At 70.5% G+C, this 18,465-nt stretch carries 13 protein-coding genes; 10 read left to right on the plus strand and 3 right to left on the minus strand.

What is annotated here, in order from left to right; genetic code table 11:
- The first annotated feature begins 342 nt into the window (after nucleotides 1-342).
- The 6 genes from AC3EN4_RS12210 (at nucleotide 343) to AC3EN4_RS12235 (ending at nucleotide 7,026) form a co-directional block, all read left to right on the plus strand.
- Nucleotides 343-888, plus strand: coding sequence for a plasmid pRiA4b ORF-3 family protein (locus AC3EN4_RS12210; RefSeq protein WP_435206022.1), 546 nt, complete (start codon nucleotides 343-345; stop codon nucleotides 886-888).
- Nucleotides 889-1,146: 258 nt separating this feature from the next.
- Nucleotides 1,147-2,457, plus strand: coding sequence for an ABC transporter substrate-binding protein (locus AC3EN4_RS12215; RefSeq protein WP_422739014.1), 1,311 nt, complete (start codon nucleotides 1,147-1,149; stop codon nucleotides 2,455-2,457).
- A 110-nt stretch (nucleotides 2,458-2,567) separates the two neighbouring features.
- The gene (locus tag AC3EN4_RS12220) at nucleotides 2,568-3,554 is read left to right on the plus strand and encodes a carbohydrate ABC transporter permease (protein WP_355051753.1); all 987 of its coding nucleotides are present in this window, start codon (nucleotides 2,568-2,570) and stop codon (nucleotides 3,552-3,554) included.
- A 70-nt stretch (nucleotides 3,555-3,624) separates the two neighbouring features.
- Nucleotides 3,625-4,470 carry a carbohydrate ABC transporter permease gene (locus AC3EN4_RS12225; RefSeq protein ID WP_355051884.1) on the plus strand — a complete coding sequence of 282 codons (846 nt, stop codon included), beginning with the start codon at nucleotides 3,625-3,627 and terminating at the stop codon, nucleotides 4,468-4,470.
- The gene (locus AC3EN4_RS12230; RefSeq protein WP_435206023.1) at nucleotides 4,467-5,900 is read left to right on the plus strand and encodes a GH1 family beta-glucosidase; all 1,434 of its coding nucleotides are present in this window, start codon (nucleotides 4,467-4,469) and stop codon (nucleotides 5,898-5,900) included. Before AC3EN4_RS12225 ends, AC3EN4_RS12230 begins: the two co-directional genes overlap by 4 nt.
- 79 nt (nucleotides 5,901-5,979) lie before the next feature.
- Nucleotides 5,980-7,026: a LacI family DNA-binding transcriptional regulator gene (locus AC3EN4_RS12235; RefSeq protein WP_435206024.1), complete on the plus strand. Its 1,047-nt coding sequence runs from the start codon at nucleotides 5,980-5,982 to the stop codon at nucleotides 7,024-7,026.
- A 301-nt stretch (nucleotides 7,027-7,327) separates the two neighbouring features.
- Here AC3EN4_RS12235 and AC3EN4_RS12240 read toward each other — a convergent pair whose 3' ends face one another.
- Together AC3EN4_RS12240 and AC3EN4_RS12245 are read right to left on the minus strand one after the other, a co-directional pair.
- Nucleotides 7,328-8,539: an acyl-CoA dehydrogenase family protein gene (locus AC3EN4_RS12240; protein WP_435206025.1), complete on the minus strand. Its 1,212-nt coding sequence runs from the start codon at nucleotides 8,537-8,539 to the stop codon at nucleotides 7,328-7,330.
- The gene (locus AC3EN4_RS12245; RefSeq protein WP_435206026.1) at nucleotides 8,539-9,627 is read right to left on the minus strand and encodes a phosphotransferase family protein; all 1,089 of its coding nucleotides are present in this window, start codon (nucleotides 9,625-9,627) and stop codon (nucleotides 8,539-8,541) included. Before AC3EN4_RS12245 ends, AC3EN4_RS12240 begins: the two co-directional genes overlap by 1 nt.
- Before the next feature lie 145 nt (nucleotides 9,628-9,772).
- Between AC3EN4_RS12245 and AC3EN4_RS12250 the strand changes: the two genes are divergently transcribed.
- Together AC3EN4_RS12250 and AC3EN4_RS12255 are read left to right on the plus strand one after the other, a co-directional pair.
- Nucleotides 9,773-10,474 (plus strand): ACT domain-containing protein, encoded by a 702-nt coding sequence (locus tag AC3EN4_RS12250; RefSeq protein ID WP_435206027.1) that lies wholly within the window; start codon nucleotides 9,773-9,775, stop codon nucleotides 10,472-10,474.
- Nucleotides 10,475-10,563: 89 nt separating this feature from the next.
- Entirely contained in the window at nucleotides 10,564-11,664 is a 1,101-nt protein-coding gene (locus AC3EN4_RS12255; RefSeq protein ID WP_435206028.1) for a GNAT family N-acetyltransferase, read from the plus strand.
- Here the strand turns inward: AC3EN4_RS12255 and AC3EN4_RS12260 are convergent.
- Entirely contained in the window at nucleotides 11,654-12,442 is a 789-nt protein-coding gene (locus AC3EN4_RS12260; protein WP_435206029.1) for an LPXTG cell wall anchor domain-containing protein, read from the minus strand. The two genes, AC3EN4_RS12255 and AC3EN4_RS12260, sit on opposite strands and share 11 nt — an antisense overlap.
- Nucleotides 12,443-12,833: 391 nt before the next feature.
- Between AC3EN4_RS12260 and AC3EN4_RS12265 the strand changes: the two genes are divergently transcribed.
- Together AC3EN4_RS12265 and AC3EN4_RS12270 are read left to right on the plus strand one after the other, a co-directional pair.
- Complete coding sequence (locus AC3EN4_RS12265) at nucleotides 12,834-15,731, plus strand: glycoside hydrolase family 9 protein (RefSeq protein ID WP_435206030.1); 2,898 nt, start codon at nucleotides 12,834-12,836, stop codon at nucleotides 15,729-15,731.
- A gap of 226 nt (nucleotides 15,732-15,957) precedes the next feature.
- Nucleotides 15,958-18,444, plus strand: a complete 2,487-nt coding sequence (locus tag AC3EN4_RS12270) for a non-reducing end alpha-L-arabinofuranosidase family hydrolase (protein WP_435206031.1) — start codon at nucleotides 15,958-15,960, stop codon at nucleotides 18,442-18,444.
- Nucleotides 18,445-18,465 lie beyond the last annotated feature (21 nt).

The following is an 18,465-nucleotide window of genomic DNA, read 5'->3' on the forward strand; positions in this document are numbered from 1 at the left end:
GCAGCGCGGTCGGGAAGCATGCGTGCATCCTGCCCGAGGAGTACGACAGGTCGCCACGCGACGCGGCGGACGACACCATGGTCGGTCACACCGGCGACGCTGGGTGTGCGACCGGGCGACGGCCCGTCACGCGAGGGGTGGCGGGACCGTGGGCGCGGGTCAGAGTCGCCGGATCGGAATTCCGACCGTCATTCGCCGGCCGGACCAGTGACCGGAGGGGTCGGTTCGGCGGTACGGTGCTGGCAGTCGCACCAGTTCCGGCCCGGGCAGTCGTCGTGCCGCCGGGCCCGGCACGCTCGGCAGATCATGCTCGCAGCCTAAGCCGCTGAAGGACAGGACAGCATGCCGCGTCAGATCTTCCAGCTGAAGATGTCCCTCGCCGGCGTCCGTCCGCCCATCTGGCGTCGGGTGCTCGTCCCGGCCGGCTACACGCTGGACCGGCTGCACCGGGTCGCGCAGCACGCGATGGGCTGGCGGGACTGCCACCTGCACTCGTTCGAGATCGACGCGGTGGCGTACGGCGAACCCGACCCGGACGGGGCGCTGGCGGTGCACGACGAGCTGGACGTCCGGCTGGACGCGGTGCTCGGCAAGGGCACTCGGTTCTCCTACACGTACGACTTCGGGGACTGGTGGGAGCACGACCTGGTCGTCGAGGACGCGCTCGCCGCCGACCAGGACGAGCGGTATCCGCTCTGCCTGGACGGTGCGGGGGCCTGCCCGCCGGAGGGTATCGGTGGTCCGCTGGGCTACCAGGCGCTGCTGGCGGCCCTGACCGATCCGACTCATCCGGAGCGGGCGCTGTTGAGCGGTTGGGTCACCGACGGCTTCGACCCGGCGTTCTTCGATCCCGCCGTCGCCACCACGCTGCTGCGTCGCTTCTGCTGACCTGGCCGGTCAGGCTGCCGAAAGTCCCCGGTGCGCCGCTTCGAAACAGGGCGGTAACGATCTGGGAACGCTCCCAATGGTCTATTGACACCCTGGTAGCGCCCCGGCAATCTCATGGGAGCGCTCCCGGGGGAGTGGCGGAAGTCTCCTTCACCGCACACCCCAGACGCCCTCGGCCACCGGTCGAGCGGCGCGGGGCGCTACAGCACCCCCCACCACGCACGACACACCAAGCCTCACCACTTGAGAGGGGTCAGGATGAGCGTCACCTCACGTCGTCGTTTCGCGGCGATCGCGCTCGCGTCAGTCGCCGTGCTCGCCGCGGCGACCGCCTGCGGCGACGGCGACTCGTCGTCCGATTCGGACGGCGGCAAGGTCACCCTGGTCGTCGACGTCTTCGGCGACCAGGGCTTCGGCTACGAGGACCTGTACAAGCAGTACCAGACGGAGCACCCGAACGTCACGATCCAGGAGCGCGGCAAGGGCCTCGGCCTGGGTGACTACAACACCCGCCTGACGCAGCAGATCACCGCCGGTGCCGGTGCCGGCGACGTCGTCGCTCTCGAAGAGGGCACGATCGTGCAGTTCTTCGCGCAGGCCGACAAGTTCGTGAACCTGGCCGACCACGGCGCCAACGACCTCAAGGGCAACTTCCTGCCGTGGAAGTGGGAGGGTGGCCTCACGCCGGACGGCAAGGTGCTCGGCCTCGGCACCGACGTCGGTGGCATGGCCGTCTGCTACCGCAGCGACCTCTTCAAGGCCGCCGGCCTGCCGACCGACCGCGAGCAGGTCGGCGCCCTCTGGCCGACGTGGGACGACTTCATCGCGCAGGGCCAGAAGTTCGCCGCCGCCGACAAGAAGCACAAGTTCGTCGACTCGGCGACCAACTTCTACAACATCGTGCTGATGCAGACGGCGGGCGCGGGCAACGGCTACACCTACTTCGACAAGAGCAACAAGCTCGTCGTCGGTGAGAACCCGGACGTGCAGTCCGCGTTCCAGCAGACCACCAAGATGATCAGCGCGGGTCTGTCGAACAACCTGCGGAGCTTCTCGAACGAGTGGAACGCCGGCTTCAAGAACGGCAGCTTCGCCACCATCGGCTGCCCGGCGTGGATGACGGGTGTCATCAAGGGTCAGGCCGGTGACGCGGCGGCCGGCAAGTGGGACGTCGCCAAGGCGCCGGGCAACGGCGGCAACTGGGGCGGTTCCTGGCTGGCCGTGCCGAAGTCCAGCAAGCACCAGAAGGAAGCCGCTGAGCTGGCCAAGTTCCTGACCAGCGCCAAGAGCCAGACCGAGGCGTTCAAGAAGGTCGGCAACCTGCCCTCGTCGCCGCAGGCCCTCGAGGACCCGGCCGTGCTCGCCGCCACCAACGAGTACTTCAGCGGCGCGCCGATCGGCAAGATCTTCGCCGCCGGCGCGAAGGAGCTGAAGCCGGTCTACCTCGGCCCGAAGAACCAGGCGGTCCGGGACGCGGTCGAGAACGCGCTGCGCAGCATCGAGCAGGGTAAGGCCGCCGACGCCGCTTGGCAGGACGCGGTGAAGAACGGCCAGGCAGCAGGCAAGTAACGGCTGCGACGCGCTCACGGGTGGTGCCGCTCCGGCACCACCCGTGAACCCGCGTTGAACGCCCTGCCGCGGCGCCCCACGACGGCGCCGCCGAGTGTGAAGGACCGCTCATGAGCTCCCTGAAGACCCCCGCGCCGCCGGGCGCCTCGGCCCGCGGGCCGCGACCGGCACCGCGGCACTCAACGGCGCGCCGCCGGCAGCTGAACCGGCTGGATCTGCGCTTCACCCCGTACGTCTTCGTGCTGCCGTTCTTCGTGCTGTTCGCGATCTTCGGCGTCTACCCGATCGTCTACACGTTCTGGATCGCGATGACCGACCGGTCACCGATGAACGCGACGATCAGCTTCGTCGGTCTGGACAACTTCGTCGAGCTGTTCACGAACGACCCGCAGTTCTGGAACGCGGTGGTGAACACCTTCGGGATGTTCGCGCTCTCCACCATTCCGCAGCTGCTCATCGCGCTGATGCTGGCCAACGCGCTGAACCGGCGCATCCGCGGCCAGATGTTCTTCCGGCTGGCCATCGCGATGCCGATCATCACCTCGACCGCCGTGGTGGCGCTCATCTTCTCGATGATCTACGCCCGCGACTTCGGCCTGATGAACTGGCTGCTCGACCTGGTCGGTCTCGGCCCCATCGACTGGCGGGCCAACCGCTTCGCCTCCTGGGTCGCCATCGCCACCATGGTCGACTGGCGGTGGGTGGGCTACAACGCTCTCATCTACCTCGCCGCGATGCAGTCGATCAGCAAGGACGTGTACGAGGCGGCCGCCCTCGACGGCGCCTCGCAACGCCGCCAGTTCTGGTCGATCACCATCCCGCAGCTGCGCCCCACCATCATCTTCACGCTGATCATCTCGACCATCGGCGGTCTGCAGCTCTTCACCGAGCCGCTGATGTTCACCAGCGGCTCGGGCGCGCTCTCCGGCGGCACGGAGGGGCAGTTCCAGACGATCACGATGTACCTGCTGGACGTCATGAACCAGCGGTTCCGGTGGGGGTACGCGGGCGCCGTCGCCCTGGTGCTGTTCCTGCTGATCGCGTCCGTCTCGTTCATCAACTACCTGCTGGCCCGCCGCATCAGCTCCGACAAGTGAGGGTGGCCCACCCATGACCAGTACCACTCTGCGACCGCCGTCGGTCCGGCCACCGGCCGAGCGCAACGGCATCCGCCACAGTGCGGAGAAGCTCTGGACGGCCAGCCCGCTGACCTGGTTCGGGCTCGTCCTCGGCGTCATCCTGTCGCTCTTCCCGTTCTACTGGATGATCGTCATCGCCTCGCGGACCAGCGACGCCGCGAACTCCTGGCCGCCGCCGTTCCTGCCCGGCGGCAAGCTGGGCGAGAACATCCAGCGGGTGCTCGACAACGGCGACGCGAACATCGTCAAGGGCCTGATGAACTCGTTCCTGGTGTCGGGCACGATCACGGTGGCGACCGTGTTCTTCGGCTCGCTCGCCGGGTTCGCGTTCGCGAAGCTGCGCTTCCGTGGCAAGAACGCGTTGCTGCTCATCATCCTGGCCTCGATGATGATTCCCATCCAGCTCGGTGTGCTTCCGCTGTACATCCTCATGGCGAAGCTGGAATGGCTGAACACGATGCCGTCGGTGACGGTGCCGTTCCTGATCGGCGGATTCGGCATCTTCATGATGCGCCAGTACGCCGAGCAGGCGGTGCCCAACGAGTTGATCGAGGCGGCGCGCGTCGACGGCTGCTCCACCTGGCGTGTCTACTGGCACGTGGTGGTGCCGGCGCTGCGGCCCGCGGCGGCCGTGCTCGGACTGCTCACCTTCATGGAGCAGTGGAACCAGTTCTTCTGGCCCTTCGTGGTGCTCGCCGACCCGGCGAACCCGACCGTGCAGATCTCGCTGCGCAGTCTGAACACCGCGTACTTCGCGGACAATTCTCAGATTTTCGCGGGTACGCTCATCGCGACCCTTCCGCTGTTCATCGTTTTCGTTCTGTTCGGCCGCCAGATCATTGGCGGGATCATGGAAGGTGCCGTCAAGTCGTGAGCAACCCCGCCAGCCCATCCGCCGTCGACCTCCTCGACGAGCGTTCCGGGCTGACCTTTCCACCCGGCTTCCTCTGGGGAGCCGCGACCGCGGCCTACCAGATCGAGGGGGCGGCGGCCGAGGACGGCCGCACCCCGTCGATCTGGGACACCTTCAGTCACACCGAGGAGAAGGTGCTCAACGGGCACACCGGTGACGTGGCCTGCGACCACTACCACCGGCTCGGTGACGACGTCGCGCTGATGGCCGAGCTGGGCCTGAAGTCGTACCGTTTCTCGGTCTCCTGGCCCCGGGTGCAGCCCGGCGGCACGGGCGCGGCCAACCCGAAGGGCCTGGACTTCTACCGGCGGCTCGTGGACGAGCTGCTGGCCCACGACATCGAGCCGTGGCTCACCCTCTACCACTGGGACCTGCCCCAGGAGTTGGAGGACGCCGGCGGCTGGCCGGCGCGCGACACCGCCGCCCGCTTCGCCGACTACACGACGCTCGTCGCCGACGCGCTCGGCGACCGGGTGCGCTACTGGACGACGCTGAACGAGCCGTGGTGCTCGGCGTTCCTCGGGTACGGCTCCGGCGTGCACGCCCCGGGTCGGTCCAACGGCGCGGACGCGGTACGCGCCGGCCACCACCTGATGCTCGGGCACGGCCTGGCCGTGCAGGCGCTGCGGGCCGCCCGGCCCACCGCCGAGGTGGGCGTGACCGTCAACCTGTACCCGGTCGACCCGGCCACCGACGCCCCCGCCGACGTCGACGCGGCCCGGCGGATCGACGGGCTGGCCAACCGCTTCTTCCTCGACCCGCTGCTGCGCGGGTCGTACCCGGAGGATCTGGTGGCCGACCTGCGTGAGGTCACCGACTTCGACCACGTCCAGGACGGTGACCTGGCGACCATCTCCACGCCGCTGGACCTGGTCGGGATCAACTACTACAGCCGGCACGTGGTCGCCGCGCCGGTCGAGGGCGCCGAGCCCGAGCCGTACTGGCGGGCACCCTCCTGCTGGCCGGGCAGCGAGGACGTCCGGTTCGTCACCCGGGGCATCCCGGTCACCGACATGGACTGGGAGATCGACGCCCCGGGCCTGGTGGAGACGCTGCGGCGGGTCCACGAGCAGTACACCGACCTGCCTCTGTACGTCACCGAGAACGGCTCCGCGTTCGTCGACACCGTCGTCGACGGGCAGGTCGACGACGTCGACCGGCTGGCCTACTTCGACGCGCACCTGCGGGCCTGCCACGAGGCGATCAACGCCGGCGTGCCCCTGCGGGGGTACTTTGCCTGGTCATTGATGGATAATTTCGAGTGGGCCTGGGGTTACACCAAGCGCTTCGGCATGATCCACGTCGACTACGACAGCCAGCTTCGCATCCCCAAGTCCAGCGCCAGGTGGTACGCCTCGGTGATCCGACGCAACGGTCTGGCCGCACAATAGGCTCGGGCCAGCCATCAGGGCGGTCCCGGCATCCACTCTCGGGTGGCGCCGGGTCCGCCCGCCGTCGGAGGAGCAGACGATGACAACGCAGCGCACCCGCTCGCTCGGGCGCCCGACCCTCGACGCGGTCGCGGCGCGCGCCGGCGTGGGTCGGGGCACGGTCTCGCGCGTGGTCAACGGCTCGCCCCAGGTCAGCCCGGAGGCCCGGGCCGCGGTCCAACAGGCGATCGCCGAGCTGGGGTACGTCCCGAACCGGGCCGCCCGGGCGCTGGTCACCCAGCGGACCGACTCGGTGGCCCTGGTGGTCTCCGAGTCCGGGGAGCGGGTCTTCACCGAGCCGTTCTTCGCGGCGATCGTGCGGGGGATCAGCTCCGGCCTGCTGGAGACCCCCATGCAGCTCTGGCTGGCGATGGCCCAGTCGCCGGTGGAGCGGGAACGCGTCGAGCACCACCTCACCAACCAGCACGTCGACGGCGTACTGCTGCTGTCGTTGCACGACTCCGATCCGCTGCCCACCCTGCTGGAGGAGCGCGGCCTGCCCGCGGTGCTCGGTGGCCGGCCGGCCCGGATGCTGCAACCCGGCGCCCAGCCGGCGTGGTTCGTCGACGTGGACAACGTTGGCGGCGCACGGCAGGCGGTCGAGTACCTGACCGGCCAGGGGCGGCGGCGCATCGCCACCATCGCCGGCCCGCAGGACATGGGCGCCGGCCTGGCCCGACTGGCCGGCTACACCGAGGCCGTCAAGGCCACCGGGGTCGGCGTCAACCCCGACCTGATCGCGTACGGCGACTTCAGCGAGAGCAGCGGGGCGACCGCCATGCGCCGGCTGCTGGACGCCTGCCCGGACCTGGACGCCGTCTTCGTCGCGTCCGACCTGATGGCGTTCGGCGCGCTGCGCACCCTGCGCGACGCCGGCCGGCGTGTCCCGGAGGACGTCGCCGTGATCGGCTTCGACGACGCCCCGGTCGCCCGGCAGGCGGACCCACCGCTGACGAGCGTGTTCCAGCCGGTGGAGGAGATGGGCCGGCAGATGGCCCGACTGCTGGTCGCCCGCATCCGCGGTGACGACCTCCCCGCCCCGCACATCCTCCTGGACACCCAACTAGTCCACCGCGCCAGCGCCTAACCCCCACCCCGCGCCCCGCGCGCCCGCGCGCCGGCCCACCCCGCGCGTATCGCGCCGTGCCAACATCCGCGCAACATCGGGGATATTGCTGCTTACGGCGCGCGGGAAACAGCAACATCCCCGAAGTTGCGCGGATCTCCGATGAGACCGTCGCCAGCTCAGACCCGCACCCTGTCACCGCGCCCTTCGGCCGCGTCGATCATGAAGTTATTGCCACGAAACGCCGACGGCGGTGGCAATAACTTCATGATCAACCGGGACCGGGACCGGGGGCGGGGCGGGAGGGGAGGCGCGGGGTGGGTTAGGGGAGCCAGCGGCGTAGTTCGCGTTTGGCCAGGGAGTTGCGGTGGACCTCGTCGGGCCCGTCGGCGAGGCGCAGGGTGCGGGTCTGCGCCCAGAGGGCGGCCAGCGGGGTGTCCTGGCTGACGCCGGCGCCGCCGTACCCCTGGATGGCCTTGTCGATCACCCACTCGGCCATCGCCGGCGTGGCGATCTTGATGGCCTGGATCTCGGTGTGCGCGCCCTTGTTGCCGACGGTGTCCATCAGCCAGGCCGTCTTGAGCACCAGGAGACGGGCCTGTTCGATGCGGACCCGCGACTCGGCGATCCACTCCCGTACGACGCCCTGCTCGGCCAGGGGGCGGCCGAACGCGATCCGCTCGTTGGCCCGGCGACAGAGCAGCTCCAATGCCCGCTCAGCCATTCCGATCAACCGCATGCAGTGGTGGATGCGGCCCGGGCCGAGCCGCGCCTGGGCGATGGCGAAGCCGGTGCCCTCCGCGCCGATCAGGTTGGCGGCCGGCACCCGTACGTCGGTGAAGTCGATCTCGGCGTGCCCGCCGTGCGTGCCGTCGGTGTAGCCGAAGACGTGCATGCCCCGGCGGACGGTCACGCCCGGGGTGTCCCGGGGGACGAGCACCATGCTCTGCTGGCGGTGCCGGTCGGCGTCCGGGTCGGTCTTGCCCATCACGATGAAGATCTCGCAGCGCGGGTCCATCGCGCCGGACGACCACCACTTGCGGCCGTTGATGACGTACTCGTCGCCGTCGCGGGTGATCCGGGTGGCGATGTTTGTCGCGTCGGAGGAGGCGACCTCCGGCTCGGTCATGCAGAAGGCCGAGCGGATCTCGCCCTCCAGCAGTGGCATGAGCCAGCGCTCGCGCTGGGCGTCCGAGCCGAACTCGGCCAGCAACTCCATGTTGCCCGTGTCCGGAGCCGCGCAGTTGACCGCCTCGGGCGCCAGGTGCGGGCTGCGCCCGGTCAGCTCGGCGAGCGGCGCGTACTGGAGGTTGGTCAGGCCGGCGCCGTAGCGCGGGTCGGGCAGGAACAGGTTCCACAGGCCACGCTTGCGGGCCTCCGCCTTCAGTTCGGCCAGCACCGGGGTACGAGACCAGGGGTCGCCGGTGGCCGCCTGCTCGGCGTGCACCGGCTCGGCCGGGTAGACGTGCTCGGTCAGGAACCGGGTCAGCTCGCCGCGCAGCTCCTCGGTCCGGGCGTCGTACGCGAAGTCCATCACCGCTCCCCGGCGGCGGTCAGCCCGTGCGCGACCAGCGGTGCCACCATCTCGCCGATCCGGTCGAAGCCCTCGCCGAGCGTCTGCCCGAGCGTGTGGCGGTAGTGGATGCCCTCGCAGATGACCGCGAGCTTGAAGCAGCCCAGCGCCACGTGCCAGTGCAGCGGCCCGACGTCGACGTCGCTGCGCCCGGCGTACCGCTCGATCAGCTCGGCCCCGCTGGGGAAGCCGGCGCGCGGGCCGAGGCCGTCGGCGACCGGGTTGCCGGCTGCCGTGTCGCTGTCGCCCAGCACGTCCCAGTACGTCAGCAGCAGCCCCAGGTCGGCGAGGGGATCGCCGAGGGTGGCCATCTCCCAGTCCAGGACGGCGTGTACGGCCACCGGGTCGGCCGAGGCGAGGAGGTTGTCCAGCCGGTAGTCGCCGTGCACGATGCGGCCGGCGTTCGCGCCCTCGGGTGCGGTCGCGGCGAGCCGGTCGCGCAGCTCGTCGATGCCGGGCAGGTCGCGGCTGCGCGAGCGGTCGAGCTGCCCGGCCCAGCGGCGGACCTGCCGGGCCAGGTAGCCCTCGGGGCGGCCGAAGTCGGCGAGCCCGACGGCGGCCGGCTCGACGGTGTGCAGCGCGGCGAGGGTGTCCATCATCGCCATGGCGAGGGCCCGGCGGCGCTCGTCGCCCAGCGGGTCGGTCTGGGCGCGGGTGCGGAACACCTCGCCGGGCATGCGTTCCATCAGGTAGAACGGTGCGCCGAGAACCTCGGTGTCGGTGCAGAGCAGCAGCGCGCCGGGCACCGGCACCTCGGTGGGCGCCAGCGCGGAGATGACCCGGAACTCGCGGGCCATGTCGTGCGCGGTGGCCAGCACGTGCCCCAGCGGCGGGCGACGCAGCACGACCTCTCGGTCGCCGAGTCGCAGCAGGTAGGTGAGGTTGGACTTGCCGCCCGCGATCAACTGGGCGCGCATCGGCCCCACGGCCAGCTCAGGTCGGTGCGTCGCCAGGTGGTCGGCGAGCCGATCGAGGTCGACGCCGGCGGGGGTGGCGGGGGTGGCGGGGACGGCACCCGGCCGGAGCGCGCTGGCGGCCGGATCGGTCATCCGACTAGTTGATGGCAGCCCGCTCACGTTGTCAAGGTCAGATTTTCCCCTCGGGACATGCCTCTGCAACAGGGACGAAATGGTCAACGACCAGGCTGTTGTCAGCCTGCCGGCCGTCGCCGGCCCGCCGAGCGGAGGGACAGACATGTTGCTGCGAGTTCGGGTCACCCTGCCGGATCGTCCGGGCACCCTCGGCCAGGTCGCCCGCACCCTGGGTGTCTCCGGCGCGGACATCGTGCAGGTCGTGGTCCTGGAGCGTCTCGGCGGGCGCGCGGTGGACGACTTCACGGTGGTGTGGCCCGGCGCGGCCCGCGTCGAACGGCTGCTGGCCGGTCTCGCGGCGATCCCCGGCGTACGGGTGGACGGTGTGTGGCGGGCGATCGGCGCGCCCACCACCACCGGCCAGGACGCGGAGCTGCTGGCCCAGGTCGCGGCCAACCCGGCCGACGGGCTGGCGACCCTGGTGGACGCCGTGCCGGGGCTGCTGGCGGCCGACTGGGCGGTAGCGGCCGTGGTCCCGGCGGACTGGGCGTCGCGTACCGGGGGCGGCGGGGCCACCGTCGGCCACGCGAGCTGGCGCGCGCCCGTACCGCCGCGGTTGCCGGAGGTGACTCCGCTGCGCGGCCGGTCGATGACCGCGCCCGACGGCACCCACTACGCGATCGCGCCGTTCGGGCGGGCCGGTCTGGTGCTGGTGGTGGCCCGCGAGCACAACGAGACCCTCTGCGCCGCGGGTTTCCACAGCACGGAGGTCGACCGGCTCACTCAGCTCGTCCGGGCCAGCGCGGTCATCCTGGGGGACCGACTGGACCTGGTCGGCGTGCCTCCGGTGATCGCCGGCCCCTGACCGGCGCGAGGAGTTCCCGGGTCGACACCGGCGAGCAACCGGGCGGCAACAGCCGCGGGCAAGGCTCTGGGTGGGGAAGGGAGCCAACCATGACGTTGTGGCGGATCCGAGCGACGGTGGACGACCGGCCCGGCTATCTGTCGGTCCTCACGGCGAGCCTGGCGCTGCGCGGGGTCAACATCCTCACCGTGCAGGTGCAGCCCACCGAGCAGGGCGCGGTGGACGACTTCCTGGTCGACGCTCCGGACACGCTCGACGAGGCCGGGCTGATCGCCGCCGTCGAGCGGGGGCGCGGGCGGGACTGCTGGGTGGCGCGCAGCGAGGCGCGCGGCCTGGCCGACCAGCCGACCCGGGTGCTGGGGCTGGCCAACCGGCTGGTGCGCGACCCGGACGCGACGGGTGAGGCGTTGCGGACCCTGCTCGGCGCCGACTCGGTGAGCTGGCGTCCGGCGGCGACCGGTGCGGACCGGGGCAGCACCGACACGAGCATGGTGCTGGCCGATCCGACGGGCGGCGAGTTCGCGCTGCACCGGGCCGCGCCCGCCTTCACCCCGGCGGAGTACGCCCGGGCGCAGGCTCTGGTCGAGCTGGCCGCCACCCTCACCCGTCGAGCTGCCGAGCACGTCACCCTGGTGCTGCCGGACGGTGTCGAGGTGGCCGTACGACCGGCGTGCGCGGACGACCTGTCGGGCGTGGTGGAGCTGCACGAGGCGTGCTCCCCGCGCAGTCGGGAGCGGCGCTACCTGAGTGGGGCGGCGCTGCCGTCGCCGGTCCGACTGCGTCGACTGCTGGAGCCGAGTCGCGGGGTCACCCTGGTCGCCACGACCACCGACTCCGACGGCGCGGTGGTCGCCATGGCGAACCTGCTCGGCGAGGGCGACGAGGCCGAGGTGGCACTACTGGTACGCGACGACTGGCAGCGCCGCGGCCTGGGCTCGGCCCTGCTGCGCCGGTTGGTGTCGCACGCCGACCGGGCCGGGTACGCGGCGCTGCTGCTGCACGTACGGGCGGACAACGCGCCCATGCTGCGGACGCTGCGGCGGCTGGACCGGTCCAGCTCGGTGCAGCGGGACGGCGGTCTGCTCACGCTGACCGTGCCGCTCGGGGTTCCGGTGCCGTCCGGAACGACCACGACCGGCCACCGGGGAATGTCCGGGACCGGTCGTGGGCGTTCGACGGTCAGCTGGTGAAGGTGATCCGGTCCCGACGGCGACGCATCATCAGGAGAGCGCCCCCGGCGATGAGCGCGACGCCGGTCAGCGCGAAGCTGGTGACGGCCACGCCGGTGAGCGGCAGGTTGCCGCCGCTGTCACCGCCGCCGGCGATCTCCGAGGCCGAGGTCGACCCACCGGGCGTCACCGACTCCGACGACGAGGTCGACTCCGTCGGCGTGACCGACCCTGACGGCGTGGCCGTGGTCGACTCCGACGGCGTCGGCGAGGCGGTGCCCGGCGGGGTGGTGGTCGCCGGGGTGGTCGGCGTCGGCGTCGGCGAACTGGTGGCCCCGGTGCCGGCGCAGGTGTGGCTGAGGTTGAACCGCTCGCCCTCGCCGCTGACCTGGGCGCTGCCGCCGGTCAACGTCCAGCCGGCCGGAGTGAACAGGTAGGCGTGCTTGACCTGCTTGTCACCGCCGCCGTTGGCGACCAGGAAATCGGTGTAGGCGTCGGCGGGGTTCGGCACGCTGACCGTCACCGAGCTACCGGCGGTGTCCGTGAAGGTCAGGGTCAGGGTCTGGAAGTCACCGGCCCGCTTGCTGGGCAGCACGAAGTGCCAGCCGTCCTGATCAGTGGGTCGGTCGCCGAACCGCGGGTCCCGGCACTCCTGCTGGAACGTCCCGGCTTTCGCCCCGACGTGGGCGCCGTTGAGGAGGGCGACGCTCGATGCCCAGGCCGGTGCGGCAAGAGCGAGAACGGCCGTGGCGGCGGCCGTGCAGATGGCCGAGCGCTCCAGGCGCCGACGCAGTGGCATGAGGATTCCTCCGAGATCGGTCGAGGGGGCCGCTCATGATCCCATGAGCGGGACCGCCCGACGGCATCGGTAGATCGGGCTGAGCTGGGACGACGCCTCGGATGAACCTGACTGCCGGGTCGACTTTCCGCCCGGCGACGCGCGTGTCGACGTAACGTCCGGGAGCGCGGTGGCGCTGTGGCGCGGCGTGGTCTTCCCAACCGGCGAGGTCTCCCAACCGGCGTGGGCTTCCCAACCGGCGAGGTGCACATTACATTGTCGGATATCCATGGGAGCGCTTCCACGGCCCGTGGTCACACCGCCACCCCCGCTGTCGCCGGTGGCCGTGCCGCCCCCACGCCGTCCCGCGTCGGTGCGACCACCGGCGGCGCCTGGCTAACAGGAGCCCTTCATGCGCCACCTGACCCGGCCGTCCACCGGCCACCCCGGGCGGTCGCCCGTCGCCGACCAACCGTGGCCCCGGCGGCTGCTGGCCGCCGGCGTCGCCCTGCTCACCGGCGCGTCCCTCGCGGTCGCCGCGCCGACGCCCGGGCCCGCGTCCGCCGCGCCCTCCTTCAACTACGCCGAGGCGTTGCAGAAGTCGCTGCTGTTCTACGAGGCGCAGCAGTCCGGCCAGCTGCCCGACTGGAACCGCGTCTCCTGGCGCGGCGACAGCGCCCTCACCGACGGCGCCGGCACCGGAGTCGACCTCACCGGCGGCTGGTACGACGCCGGCGACCACGTCAAGTTCGGCTTCCCGATGGCGTTCAGCGCCACCATGCTCGCCTGGGGCGCGGTGGAGTACCGCAGCGGCTACGCCTCCTCCGGGCAACTGCCGCACCTGTTGAACAACCTGCGCTTCGTCAACGACTACTTCATCAAGGCGCACCCGTCGGCGAACGTCCTCTACGGACAGGTCGGCAAGGGCGACGACGACCACAAGTGGTGGGGCCCGGCCGAGGTGCTGCCGATGGCGCGGCCCGCGTACAAGATCGATGCGAGCTGTGGCGGCGCGGACCTGGCGGGGGAGACGGCCGCCGCGATGGCCGCCTCGTCGATGGTGTTCCGGCCCACCGACGCGACCTACGCGGACAAGCTGCTCACCCACGCCCGGCAGCTCTACACGTTCGCCGACACCGTGCGGAAGGCGTACAGCGAGTGCATCACCGACGCGGCCTCGTTCTACAAGTCGTGGAGCGGCTACCAGGACGAGCTGGTGTGGGCCGCGATCTGGCTCTACCGGGCCACCGGCGACGCCAGCTACCTGACCAAGGCCGAGAGTGAGTACGACAAGCTCGGCACCGAGCCGCAGTCCACGACCCGCTCCTACAAGTGGACGATCGCCTGGGACAACAAGCAGTTCGGGGCGTACGTGCTGCTGGCGAACCTGACCGGTAATCAGAAGTACGTCGACGACGCCAACCGTTGGCTGGACTACTGGACGGTCGGGGTGAACGGGCAGCGGGTGCCGTACTCGCCCGGCGGAATGGCGGTGCTCGACTCCTGGGGGGCACTGCGCTACGCGGCCAACACCTCCTTCGCCGCGCTGGTCTACAGCGACAAGACCACCGACACCACCCGCAAGGCGCGGTACCACGACTTCGCGGTGCGGCAGATCAACTACGCGCTCGGTGACAACCCGCGCAACTCCAGCTACGTCATCGGGTTCGGCGCCAACTCGCCGAAGAACCCGCACCACCGCACCGCGCACGGCTCCTGGTGGGACAGCCAGACCGTGCCCGTCGAGACCCGGCACACCCTCTACGGCGCGCTGGTCGGCGGCCCGTCCTCGGCCAACGACGCGTACAGCGACAGCCGCTCGGACTACGTGATGAACGAGGTGGCCACCGACTACAACGCCGGCTTCACGTCCGCGCTGGTCCGGCTGACCTCCGAGTACGGCGGCACGCCGCTGGCGAACTTCCCGGTCGCCGAGACGCCGGACATGGACGAGTTGACCGTGGAGACCACTGTCATGCAGGCCGAGCCCCGGGCCACCGGGCTCAAAGCGATCGTCTACAACAAGTCGGCGTTCCCGGCCCGCGCGCTCACCAACGGCAAGTTCCGGTACTACTTCCGGCCCGACGGCACCGGTCCGGTGCAGGTCACCTCCGGCTACACGCAGGGCTGCCCGTCGCCGAGCAGCGCCAAGCAGTTCAGCGGCGACATCTGGTACGTCGAGGTGGACTGCACCGGCTACACCATCGCTCCGGCCGGGCAGTCGCAGCACCGGATGGAGGTCCAGTTCAAGATCGGTGTGCCGGAGGGCGGCACCTGGGACCCGACAAACGACCCGTCGTACCAGGCGACCGCCGGCCCGAACCGCAAGGTTCCGCTCTACGCCGGCAGCACCCGCGTCTGGGGTGAGGAGCCGGGGCCGGTCGTGCCGGACACCACCGCGCCGAGCGTCCCGGGCAAGCCGGTGGCATCCAACCTCGCGTCCCGCTCGGTCACCCTGACCTGGGCGGCGTCCACCGACACCGGCGGCAGCGGGCTGGCCGGCTACGAGGTCCGCGAGGTCCAGGTCGGCAGCGACACGGTGGTGAACCGGCCGGTCACCGGCACCACGCTGAGCATCTCGACGCTGCTGCCGGCGACGTCGTACGAGTTCAGCGTGGTGGCCCGGGACGGCGCGGGCAACACCTCGGCGGCGTCACCGGTGCTCACCGTGACCACGCCGCCGACCGGCTCCACCGACACGACCGTGCCGAGCACGCCCGGCACACCGGTCGCCTCGGCGGTCACCGCCACCGGCCTCACCCTGGCCTGGACGCCGTCCACCGACAACGTGGGCGTCACCGGTTACCGGGTCTACCGCGAGGCGGGCGCGACCGACGTGCTCATCGGCTCACCGACCGGCAGCACCCTCGCCGTGACCGGGCTGACCGCCTCCACGGCGTACCAGTTCTACGTGGTGGCCGTCGACGCGGCCGGCAACACCTCCGCGGCGTCCGCGCCGGTCTCGGTCACCACGGCGGCGCCGCCGGTCGGCGGCACCTGCTCGGTGGGGTACGCCACGACGGACTGGAACACCGGCTTCACCGCGACGGTGACCATCACCAACACCGGCACCACCGCGCTCAACGGCTGGACGCTGCGGTTCAGCTTCCCGGGCGGGCAGACCGTCAGCCAGGGCTGGTCGGCGAGCGTCAGCCAGTCCGGCGCGGCGGTCACCGCGACGAACCTGTCCTACAACGGCGCGATCGCGCCGGGAGCGTCGGTGAGCTTCGGCTTCAACGGCACGCACAACGGCAGCAACCCGAAGCCGACGGCCTTCACCGTCAACAACACCGCCTGCGCCATCGCCTGAGGTCGGGCCACGTCGTTCCGGCCGGTCACCGTCTCGACGGTGACCGCCGGTCGGCGTGACCGGCCGTGCCGTGCCGCGCCAGCCCAACACATTTCCGAAACTTTTCCGAAACCTTCATTGCCCGGGCCGGTCGCGTGGTATGACATCGACTGGAATAAATCCCCAACTAAAACGTCTGGTCGTCCCCGCCTCGGCGGCCCGGGTGCAGGCCAGTAAGGAGGCAGAGATGGCAATAAACCCATCCGTCCCGCGCGGCGGGGTTCGGCGACGGCGATCGCCCGTCGTCCGAGCGCTGCTCGCCGGCACGTTCAGCGTCGTCACCGTGGCCGCCGTCGCGGTGATGATGCCCTCGGCGAACGCCGCCGCGAGCACGCTCGGCGCGGCCGCCGCGCAGTCGGGCCGGTACTTCGGCACCGCCATCGCGGCGGGCCGGCTCAGCAACTCGGCGTACACCACGATCGCGGCGCGCGAGTTCAACATGATCACCGCCGAGAACGAGATGAAGCCGGACGCGACGCAGCCCCAGCGGGGCCAGTTCAACTTCAACTCCGGTGACCAGATCTACAACTGGGCGACCCAGCGTGGCCTGAAGGTCCGGGGGCACACCCTGGCCTGGCACGCGCAGCAGCCGGGGTGGATGCAGAGCCTGAGCGGCAGCAGCCTGCGTCAGGCGATGATCGACCACATCAACGGCGTGATGGGCCACTACCGGGGCAAGCTCGCCGCGTGGGACGTGGTCAACGAGGCGTTCAACGAGGACGGCAGCCGCCGCAACTCCAACCTCCAGGGCACCGGCAACGACTGGATCGAGGTGGCGTTCCGCACCGCCCGGGCGGCCGACCCGTCGGTCAAGCTCTGCTACAACGACTACAACATCGAGAACTGGTCGTACGGCAAGACGCAGGGCGTCTACCGCATGATCCAGGACTTCAAGTCGCGCGGCGTGCCGATCGACTGCGTCGGGTTGCAGACCCACTTCACCGGCGGCAGCTCGCTGCCGAGCAACTTCCAGACCACGCTCTCCAGCTTCGCCGCGCTGGGCGTGGACGTGGCGCTGACCGAGGTCGACGTCACCAACTCCTCCACCACCCAGTACGCCGGGCTGACCCAGGCGTGCCTGAACGTGCCGCGCTGCATCGGCATCACCGTCTGGGGCGTACGCGACAGCGACTCCTGGCGCTCGAACGAGAGCCCGCTGCTCTTCGACGGCAACGGCAACAAGAAGGCCGCCTACAACTCCGTCCTCAACGCGCTCAACGCGGCCCCGCCGACCTCGAGCCCGACCGCGACGCCGACGGTGAGCCCGACCGTCAGCCCGACGGTGAGCCCCACCACGAGCCCGCCGCCGACCGGTGGTGCGGGTCGGATCGTCGGAGTGCAGTCGGGCCGGTGCATCGACGTGCCCAACGCGACGCAGACCAACGGCACCCGGGTCCAGCTCTACGACTGCCACAGTCAGTCGAACCAGCAGTGGACGTACACCTCCACCAAGCAGTTGCGGGTCTACGGCAGCAAGTGCCTGGACGCGAACGGCGCGGCCACCGCCAACGGCACCGGAATCATCATCTGGGACTGCAACAGCGGGACGAACCAGCAGTGGAACATCAACTCCAACGGCACCATCAGCGGCGTGCAGTCCGGCCGCTGCCTGGACGTCTGGGGCACCGGTAACGGCCAGCAGATCCAGCTGTACGACTGCCACGGCCAGACCAACCAGCAGTGGCGGACCGACTTCGGTGGCACCACGCCGACCTCAGCACCGCCGACGTCCGCCCCGCCGACCACCACGCCGCCTCCGACGGGTGGCTGCGCGCTCCCGTCGACCTACCGGTGGTCGTCGACCGGCGCACTGGCCAGCCCGAAGAACGGCTGGCTCTCGCTCAAGGACTTCACCAACGTGGTCTACAACGGCCAGCACCTGGTCTACGGGTCGTACGTGAACAGCAGCGGCCAGTACAGCTCGATGAACTTCGGCACGTTCACCAACTGGTCCGACATGGCCTCGGCCAGCCAGAACGGAATGAGCCAGGGCACCGTGGCGCCCACGCTGCTGTACTTCGCCCCGAAGAACATCTGGGTGCTGGCGTACCAGTGGGGACCGACCTCGTTCAGCTACAAGACGTCGAGCGACCCGACCAACGCCAACGGCTGGTCCTCGGCGCAGACGCTGTCCACCGCCACCCTCTCGGACGCCCCGTACGGGGTGATCGACCAGACCCTCATCGGCGACGACCAGAACATGTACCTCTTCTTCGCCGGGGACAACGGCAAGATCTACCGGTCGAGCATGCCGCTGGGGAACTTCCCGGGCAGCTTCGGCTCCAGCTACACGACGATCATGACCGACTCGACGAACAACCTGTTCGAGGGCGTCGAGGTCTACAAGGTGGCCGGCCAGAACCAGTACCTGATGATCGTCGAGGCGATCGGGAGCCAGGGACGCTATTTCCGGTCGTTCACGTCGAACAGCCTGAGCGGCTCGTGGACCCCGCAGGCCGCCAGCGAGAGCAACCCGTTCGCCGGCAAGGCCAACAGCGGCGCCTCGTGGACCAACGACATCAGCCACGGTGACCTGGTCCGTACCAACCCCGACCAGACCAAGACCGTGGACGCCTGCAACCTGCAGTTGCTGTACCAGGGCAAGGACCCCGGTGCGGGCGGCGACTACAACCGGCTGCCGTGGCGGCCGGGCGTACTGACCCTCCAGCGCTAGGCCCACCGCGCAGAACCGAGG

The sequence above is a fragment of the Micromonospora sp. bgisy143 genome, assembly GCF_057708145.1.

What these genes read in the sequence shown, in the direction of transcription:
- AC3EN4_RS12235 (WP_435206024.1), top strand. Translation starts at nt 5,980, where the DNA reads ATGACAACGCAGCGCACCCGCTCGCTCGGGCGCCCGACCCTCGACGCG.
- AC3EN4_RS12245 (WP_435206026.1), bottom strand. Translation starts at nt 9,627, where the DNA reads ATGACCGATCCGGCCGCCAGCGCGCTCCGGCCGGGTGCCGTCCCCGCC.
- AC3EN4_RS12260 (WP_435206029.1), bottom strand. Translation starts at nt 12,442, where the DNA reads ATGCCACTGCGTCGGCGCCTGGAGCGCTCGGCCATCTGCACGGCCGCC.
- AC3EN4_RS12240 (WP_435206025.1), bottom strand. Translation starts at nt 8,539, where the DNA reads ATGGACTTCGCGTACGACGCCCGGACCGAGGAGCTGCGCGGCGAGCTG.
- AC3EN4_RS12215 (WP_422739014.1), top strand. Translation starts at nt 1,147, where the DNA reads ATGAGCGTCACCTCACGTCGTCGTTTCGCGGCGATCGCGCTCGCGTCA.
- AC3EN4_RS12210 (WP_435206022.1), top strand. Translation starts at nt 343, where the DNA reads ATGCCGCGTCAGATCTTCCAGCTGAAGATGTCCCTCGCCGGCGTCCGT.
- AC3EN4_RS12220 (WP_355051753.1), top strand. Translation starts at nt 2,568, where the DNA reads ATGAGCTCCCTGAAGACCCCCGCGCCGCCGGGCGCCTCGGCCCGCGGG.
- AC3EN4_RS12270 (WP_435206031.1), top strand. Translation starts at nt 15,958, where the DNA reads ATGGCAATAAACCCATCCGTCCCGCGCGGCGGGGTTCGGCGACGGCGA.
- AC3EN4_RS12255 (WP_435206028.1), top strand. Translation starts at nt 10,564, where the DNA reads ATGACGTTGTGGCGGATCCGAGCGACGGTGGACGACCGGCCCGGCTAT.
- AC3EN4_RS12265 (WP_435206030.1), top strand. Translation starts at nt 12,834, where the DNA reads ATGCGCCACCTGACCCGGCCGTCCACCGGCCACCCCGGGCGGTCGCCC.
- AC3EN4_RS12250 (WP_435206027.1), top strand. Translation starts at nt 9,773, where the DNA reads ATGTTGCTGCGAGTTCGGGTCACCCTGCCGGATCGTCCGGGCACCCTC.